Source organism: Candidatus Megaera venefica (assembly GCF_034554655.1).
GTDB classification, from domain to species: Bacteria; Pseudomonadota; Alphaproteobacteria; order Rickettsiales; family Rickettsiaceae; genus Megaera_A; species Megaera_A venefica.
In genome coordinates this window covers 1-8,190 of the sequence record NZ_JARJFB010000086.1, presented here as the reverse complement: position 1 = coordinate 8,190, position 8,190 = coordinate 1, and the positions used below count along the sequence as shown (strand labels likewise).

The window sequence follows — 8,190 nt, the reverse complement described above, 5'->3', positions numbered from 1 at the left end:
CTAGCCACTTAAATCCTTCTATTTGGTAAGGTCTTAGTTCTGCTTGGAGGTTATGAGGGATTTTAGGATCATAGTTGAATATCGAATAGGTGAGAAGATGGTAGGCTTCTACAAAAATAGTAAGTTATTTGGCAAAATTGAAAATGGAGTTATTTATTTGCTCAATTCTCTTGGGCAACTAAAAAAACTCGGTACTAATGTAGTACTAAAAGAAAGCATCTTTATACTGCGAGCTCAAATAGCGTATAATGCTGTATAGATATTTAGAAAGTTAGAGATGTTCGTATCTAAAACCATTAAAATAGTTATCCAAGATTTTAACGTTTATAGGGATAACCTGAAAATACTATTTTTTTTGCGAGCATAAGACTACTCGCCCCTTATATCTGCAACTAGACTAACACAATAGTGGCCGTTTCTACTATAAAGAATAGGGTCTATTTGTTAAAATATTTACTTCAGCGACTTACCCTTTCCTGTTTCTCTTGGAATATGGCCAAAAGCAATAATCGGCTTAATTTCATGTATACTTGCAGGTACTCCAATTGTCACTATATTATGTCCATATTTTTTATTAACTAGATCTACCACTTTTGATAAATGCTCTTGCTTTTTTTGGTTATGAAAATCACCGAAACTTAATTGTGCGGACTTTTTTTGTAAACCGTGTAGGCTAACACTGATTTTTCTAATATTTTTTAGATTGTTTATTTTGATAAGATTATCCCAGCTTTTAAGCACTATTTTTAGTAATTTATTATTGTCACATGACAATTCTGTTTTGATTCGATCTTTAATTGATCTCCGAGGCATCGTCTCTAGGGTGAGTAAAATACTATTAGTATATAAAACTTGAGATCTAAGTCTATTTGCCGCTTTTAATATTAAGGTAACTAAAATATTTCTAGCAATGTCTACCCCCCTTGATTCTGGAGCTAAAACCTGACTATGCCCTATGCTACTATTTTTTGTTTCCTCAAGAGGTAAATCAGCTCCTCGGATCAAATGCCACACCTTTTCGCCCCATACATTCCCCCATGTTGTTTTTAATTTGATCGCATTTAATTTACAAAGTTCTTCTATGGACGATATACCGCTTTTTAATATTCGCTCTTTGGTCTTTGCTCCTATGCCGGGCAAGGCATTTAGTTTTAATTTGTATAGTGCTTCTGGTAGTTCATCTGGCCTGATTATTACTAGTCCGTCAGGTTTTTGCATATTTGATGCTATTTTAGCCAAATATCTATTAGAAGCTATACCGATAGAGCAAGTAATATAGTCGCCGACATTGTTTTGTATTGTTTTTTTGAGTATACGAGCAATAGCCATAGCCTCTTGTGGCAGACAATACTTACCCGTTAGGCGACAAGCTCCCTCGTCTATCGAGAATATATGATCTACTTTTAAGTACAGGTCTATTTCCTGAAATATTTTATCGTGATATTCAACATAAACTTTATGCCTTGCTTCTAAACAAATGAGTTCAGGGCATAATTTTTTTGCTTCATATATTTTTGTACCAGTCTTGATACCGAGTAGCTTGGCCTCATGACTTGCCGCTATTGCACAAGTGCTATCTGATAATAACGGCACTACGACCACGGGTTTATATCTTAAATCAGGATTGAGCTGCTGTTCTATGGTGACGAAGTAACTATTAATATCTATGTATAGCCAGTTTAGTTTATTTTCTATGCAGAATGCCATTTGGTTATTAAAACTTTGAATTTTCTTTCCTTGTTATGGAATGTACGCTAATTATAATAGACGTTATTGTAAAATTTAGGTTTATTATTAATAAGATGCAATTTCAAGACGGTGTGTGTAGATGCAATTGGATTAAGGATGATTCTGATTACCTAAAGTATCACGATGAAGAATGGGGTGTGCCTCAATATGATGATCAAAAGTTATTTGAGTTGCTGGTATTGGAATCGGCAGAAGCCGGGTTAAATTGGCTCATGATTCTAAAGAAAAGAGCAAATTACAGATTAGCCTATGACAATTTTGACCCTAATAAAGTTGCAGAATTTAATGAAAAAAAGGCATTGGAGCTTTTGAATAACAAAGGAATAATCAGAAGTAGACTAAAAATCAAATCCTCGATACAAAACGCCCAAAGATTCCTAGAGATACAAAAACAATATGGTTCTTTCAGTAATTATATTTGGCAGTATGTTGACCATAAGCCGATCCTGAATAACTGGCTTAGATCAGATGATGTGCCCAGTGAAACAGCATTGTTACTAGCTATTTGCAAAGATATGAAGAAAAGAGGTTTTACATTTATCGGCTCAAGAATTATATACGCATTTATGCAGGCTATCGGCATGGTTAACGATCACCCTGGATATTGTTTTAAATATCATAAAAACCAAAATGGTTCTAATGCATAATTTAACCAGTGAGCGAACTAATCTATACCCAAAATAATTCCGCTCAAAATAAATACGCAGAGCTAAATTTATTGGACTTTGGACAAAATTTTATTACAAGAAAAACAATAATTTCGTTTTACCAATTCAGCTTGGGAGCATTTGCAGTTTATTCGAATTGTATTCTTTTGAGGTTAAAAAATTTAGTATCCTTTTTCAAACGCCAAATAAATACCCTATGAGTAATTTGTCTTTTACAAGGGTATTACAATTAAATGCTCTGTCAATAGAGTTGTTTGTAAAGCCTTGGATTGCAAGGCATTGATAGTACTTTTAACTAGGATTTAACTGTTAAAAATATTAATTCCGATGTTAATATCTGGATAAAAATAGAAATTACTTTTGATAAATTTGTCCAAAGTCCAATAAATTTATCTATCCCAGAAACAAGCCTACAGGGATATTACAGTAAATTTTCCTTCGGATCGCCCTGCTTACTAAGAATACTCGAAGCAAGCTTCGGGGAATTAAACCCGAGAGAGATTAAAAATGTTTTTGGTAAAATTTTTGAAATTCCTGTACTCTCATACAATATTTTTAATAAACTAGAAAATTACGTTTGTATAAATTATCGAGCACAGGTATAAATTTTATTATCAAAAGTATTACTATGATTAATATACAAATTGCTCATGAACATCAAATCAACCCTAAAACAATATCACGAATTACCTTACTTGGAAAAACGAGTATTACAGCTTAAGGCACTAAGTAGAGCTAACCTTTCTAAGACTGATTTTCTTAGAGTACTTAATGACAGTGATCTAAAAACCTTTTTGGGCAAACAGTTTAATAACAATATCTTAACGCCTATTTTTCAAAATTTAACCAATAAAAAGCTGCTACACTCAAACAATCAGGTAACGACTAATGTTCTACACCAGATAACACTTGATGCTGTTAACGGAGAATATTCGGTTGTGAACACTGAATCTTTACTTAAGATCGCGCATAACAATTCATCTTCTGTAGATAAGTTAAGATTAGCTATTTATTTAAATAAACCCGTATTACTGCATGAGGCCATAAGAGATACGCAGAGTGATATTTTTGTATACAACATTATCCAAAGACTTGCACAAGATTTTAATAGTACCATTTTTACCGATGAGATGTTGAAGGGCTTAGCTCCAGAGATTAGATATTGGTTAATTATAACTAGAATCTATTGCATTTTACAATCTAACCACAACGTTAAAATTAATGAAATTACAATAATTAAAGAATGGGTTGATAATGAATTGATCCGTTTCCCTATTACTAGCAATGTTGTACTGGATATTTTATTAGATTTTTTCTTTTTACGAGGGGATTTAGATAAAATTGCTTATCTGGCTGAAAGGACTAGAAATAACCCAATGAAAAATCAGGCCATACTGGGCGTAATGAAGTTTTTACGAGATGATCAATCGCAAGCCTTGGCGCATTTTGACGCTGCATTAAAAACAACGAAAGAACTAAGCAAAAAACGTAACGTTTGTTTATCGGGGATTTACGGAATTTGTCATATTCTCTCTTTGCTAAAAGCAAATCAACCTGACAATCATAGTAAAATACAGGATTTATTAAAGCATTATATATCGCTAAGCACCCTTTATACCAAAGAATTAGAGCGATCTCGTTATCGCGGTGATATTCCAGAAATTCCGCAATATTTTACTCAACACCATGATTCTTCATACCGCTTATTAATGTTGTTGGTAGATTTTTTGCGCTCTGGTATCGATGCTAAAAAAATCAGTGAGCAGATATTATTCATTACCAATAGTACTCATAAAGTGCTGGACAACGTATTAGACGGTTTTATCCTATTTCTTGTTTTGTATTGGACAAAATCCAAAGCGATTGATATCCAAAAATATGCATCAGAATTACATGCAATGTATAATGAAGTCCTACCTGCGTTAATCTCAGTACTACCAGAGCAACTAGATACAGCTACTACTACAGAAAACAACAAATTAGATGTTGCAAGCCTACAAGCTTATACTATCGATTTTACAGGAATAGTTAAGAGTAAGGATGAATGGGAAAGAGTCCTTGATAATCTAAATAATTATTTTAATAAAAACGAAGTGACTAAATCTTATGACAAGAGATTAGTATGGATGCTATATCCTAATAAGTACCGAGAAATGATTGTGCCAGTAGAGCAAAAGAGGACGAGTAATGCCAGTAGTACTTGGAATAAAGGTCGCCCCGCTTCGTTAAAAAGATTATACGAAACCCAACATAATTTAGATTATTTAACTGAATATGATAAAGCGGTTCTTAGTTGCGCAAAATCAGATTATAGCCATTACAGTAATTTCTATATTGATTCTGACAAAGCTTTGTTGGCACTAATAAACAATCCGTTGGTATTTGACGGTGATACGGGCGCGCATATTGAATTAACTAAAACCACCCCTGAATTGATATTTAAAGAAGTAAAAGGTAATTTTTTTGTAAAATTATCAGAATCCGCTAATATGCAGCAACCTACCGTCAAGCTAAAAAAGGAAAGTGATAACAAATATCAGGTAGTTGAGATTTCTCAGTCTACTTTAGACATAGTTAAGATACTCGGTAACAATGGCATAAAAGTACCGAAAGTTGCTAGAAACAAGGTATTATCCCTACTTCAGCAAGCGGCTGCTAATATTAGTATTAGAACCGAGTTTGATAGTACCGAAGGTTTAGAAAGCGAACCTGGGGATGCTAATTTAATCATGCAGCTTACTTTTATTGATGAAATTTTAAAAGCTAGACTTTTTGTCAGACCCTTCAGTGGTAAAGGTTCATATTACAAACCTGGCAAAGGTAATAGCAGCATTGTCGCGCAAATCGATAATAGCTACAAAAGCGTTAGTAGAGATTTGCGTCTTGAGCGAGATAACGTTAGTCATTTGCTACAGACTTGTCCAATTCTACAGGAACAGGATTGCATAGATTATGAGTGGCAAATAGCAGAGCTAGAAACCGCCCTAGAAATATTACAGCAACTCAATAATTATAAGCATAATAAATCTCTAACTATTGAATGGCCGAAAGGGCAATCTTTATTTGTTGATCGAGAAATCTCTTTTACTGATTTGAAATTAAATATCACTGGTAATAATCAATGGTTTAATTTTGACGGTAGTATTACGATAGATGATACCCAAGTGATGGAAATGCGTATTTTTTTACAAAATTTGGAACAGGCAAAAGGTAGATTTATTGAATTAAGCGACAAAAGATTTATTGCCTTGACCGCATCTTTTGCCAAAAGAATGCAGGAATTGAAGAAAGCCGCCAGAATTGATGAAAAGGGGCAATGGTGTTATTTAGTGGGCATAGTCGCGCCACTTGGTGGTGTGTATATACTATTTTAATAGTATGCCTTATATTGATAAATCTTGGCTATTGCGATTCTATTATCAAATTTTTGGACTCAGATTTATTAACATTCAGATTCGCAACAGTATCTTTTTCAATATATAAATTAATTAAATCAGCGGTTTTATTAATTGTATTTTTTCGGATTGCGCGATTTTTAGATGAGGTTGCAGAACGCAATATAAATAAAATATCTCAAATAAAAACTGTTAATAAAGCAATATTGACCAAAATATTTCAGCTTTTTATATATTTTACAATACTGATTATTGTTCTTGATTTACACGGAATAGATTTATCGGCATTCGCATTCCTAGGTGGTGCAGTGGGTATCGGGGTAGGATTTGGTTTACAAAAAATTACTTCTAATTTTTTAAGCGGCATGATTTTATTATTTGAGCAATCTATAAAAGAAGGAGATTTAATCGAACTCGGCACTGGCGTATCTGGTTTGGTAAAGCATACAGGAGCTAGATACACTCTAGTTGAGACGTTTAATGGACAAGAAATCATGATTCCTAATGATGAGTTTATTACTAACAGAGTAACAAATTGGACATATTCTAATAAGCGTGGGCGCATTGAGATTAAAATTGGAATTTCTTATGATTCAGATATAGAAAAGGCTCGTGAACTAATGATTCTAGCTGCCACTGAGCATAAGAATAGCTCTAAGTATATATTACCAAAATGCCATCTAGTTGAATTTGCCGACAGTGCAATAGAATTGCTACTATTCTTTTGGCTAGAAAATATTATGGACGGAAGTACTGAAACCAAGAGCGATGTAATGCGCGCCATATGGCGTAGTTTTAAAAAAAACAACATTATCATGCCGTTTCCTCAATATGATATACACATCAAAAAGTAAGAGCTTGTTGTTAGTTAAGCGTTGTAAATAATAACCTGCTATTCTTTGGGTGTAATTTGATAATTTTATTCACCATAAAAATAATCTCTGCCAATATTAATCAGAGCTAAATCTTTACTGTATAATGACGTCCTAAGCACAAATCCCCGCCGATAAACCGCAATACTCTACAAGCCTTTACAATAAAGGTTTTAGACTATTTTTGTGGTATTAATTAAACCATTGCAAAGCTCGCGTTTTTTATTCGTTTAAACCTCATCTTTCAAATTTCTTTTATTCACATAAGTATTGAGTGAAATATGATTCTTGTAACCAAAGAATTTTGCTATTTTTCTTATCGAGAGTCCGAGATTTAAGAGTTCAATAATTTTGCTAGCATCCTTATCAAACTTACTTTTTTGTACAGTACCAACTGGCTTACCTAACACCTGTCCTTGAGACTTCTTGAGTGCGAGAGCATCTTTGGTGCGTTGGCTTATTAGATCACGTTCAAGATCTGAAAACAATGCAAACAAGGTAATTGTCACTTTGGAATTCATATCATGCTTGCTGATATCAAGGTTCTGTTTAAGAATTACTACCCTGATACTCCTTGCCACTAGTTCATTAACCAGTTCTATAACTTCAGGTGTACTTCTACCAAGTCTACTGAGTTCCGTTACAATCAACATGTCAGTACTAGAGAGTTTTTCTAAAACTTCTTCTATTCGCCTCTGTTTTGGAGTCTTTCTAGAAGACATTTGAATCTCAACAAACTCGTTGATCTTGAGATTATTTTTTTGTGCATATTCCAATATGGCAAGCTTTTGATTATTTAACTCTTGTTTATCTGTTGAGGTGCGAATATAAGCTATAATTTTAGTCATTTTAGAGCCTGTTAAGTTTTAACTCTAGTTTTGCAGGAAAACTATACATAGTATATATACTATGTAACATATAAGATACCTACAAAACAGCAATATCTTAACGGCCGTTTTATACTATACAAAAAGTTATAATGTGACTCTATCTCATAATTTAGTTCGTTGTCAGTTTACCCTAGATATCCAGTAAAACTCATGTAAGGTATATTCATAATAAAATAGTAGCATAAGCATTAATGCAAAGTTTTCTTTTTTAATTCAAAGTTTAAAGTTTCAAGCATCTCCTGATGTGTGGGAGCTACCTCTTTTCTGAAGTTCAGTAATTTTTGTGATGGTTTTTCTTCGAGTGTTAAATAAGTAGCAGGGATGTTAACGTAATAATTCTTCTCGGTAGTCACTTGCAAAGTCTTCTGGTTCTTTTTAGTTACTACTCCTTGTATTCTTATTCCGCTTGAATCGACAAAAGAAACTATATCGCCTATCTTAAAATTAATAGCTGCTCTTTTAAAATCTACATCTTGATAAGTTTTAATAAGAGACACGGTTGCCTGATTTAAAATCATCAGTTCTTGTTTGGTTAAATTATTTATTAATTTTAGAACTTTTGACAATTTTGTATTCATGTTGTTTATTACTAATCATCACTTTTTCTTACACCGAC

The 8,190-nt window shown here is 33.2% G+C and carries 7 protein-coding genes; 4 read left to right on the top strand and 3 right to left on the bottom strand.

What is annotated here, in order from left to right:
• Window positions 1–52 precede the first annotated feature (52 nt).
• Window positions 53–259, top strand: coding sequence for a hypothetical protein (locus tag Megvenef_RS05845; protein ID WP_322777043.1), 207 nt, complete (start codon window positions 53–55; stop codon window positions 257–259).
• Between the two features lie 194 nt (window positions 260–453).
• Here Megvenef_RS05845 and Megvenef_RS05840 read toward each other — a convergent pair whose 3' ends face one another.
• On the bottom strand, window positions 454–1,707 hold the full coding sequence (locus tag Megvenef_RS05840) for a Y-family DNA polymerase (protein ID WP_322777042.1): 1,254 nt from the start codon (window positions 1,705–1,707) through the stop codon (window positions 454–456).
• A gap of 35 nt (window positions 1,708–1,742) precedes the next feature.
• Here Megvenef_RS05840 and Megvenef_RS05835 point away from each other — a divergent pair, with 35 nt between their 5' ends.
• From Megvenef_RS05835 to Megvenef_RS05825, 3 genes are all read left to right on the top strand, one after another.
• A complete protein-coding gene (locus Megvenef_RS05835) occupies window positions 1,743–2,396 on the top strand; it encodes a DNA-3-methyladenine glycosylase I (RefSeq protein ID WP_322777041.1) in 654 nt (217 codons plus the stop codon).
• Window positions 2,397–3,067: 671 nt separating this feature from the next.
• Complete coding sequence (locus Megvenef_RS05830; RefSeq protein WP_322777040.1) at window positions 3,068–5,791, top strand: hypothetical protein; 2,724 nt, start codon at window positions 3,068–3,070, stop codon at window positions 5,789–5,791.
• A 227-nt stretch (window positions 5,792–6,018) separates the two neighbouring features.
• The gene (locus Megvenef_RS05825) at window positions 6,019–6,666 is read left to right on the top strand and encodes a mechanosensitive ion channel family protein (protein ID WP_322777039.1); all 648 of its coding nucleotides are present in this window, start codon (window positions 6,019–6,021) and stop codon (window positions 6,664–6,666) included.
• 248 nt (window positions 6,667–6,914) lie between these two features.
• On the opposite strand, the gene Megvenef_RS05820 is transcribed toward Megvenef_RS05825, so the two are convergent.
• The gene (locus Megvenef_RS05820; RefSeq protein WP_322777038.1) at window positions 6,915–7,532 is read right to left on the bottom strand and encodes a recombinase family protein; all 618 of its coding nucleotides are present in this window, start codon (window positions 7,530–7,532) and stop codon (window positions 6,915–6,917) included.
• 230 nt (window positions 7,533–7,762) lie between these two features.
• The gene (locus Megvenef_RS05815) at window positions 7,763–8,152 is read right to left on the bottom strand and encodes a hypothetical protein (protein WP_322777037.1); all 390 of its coding nucleotides are present in this window, start codon (window positions 8,150–8,152) and stop codon (window positions 7,763–7,765) included.
• Window positions 8,153–8,190: the final 38 nt, after the last annotated feature.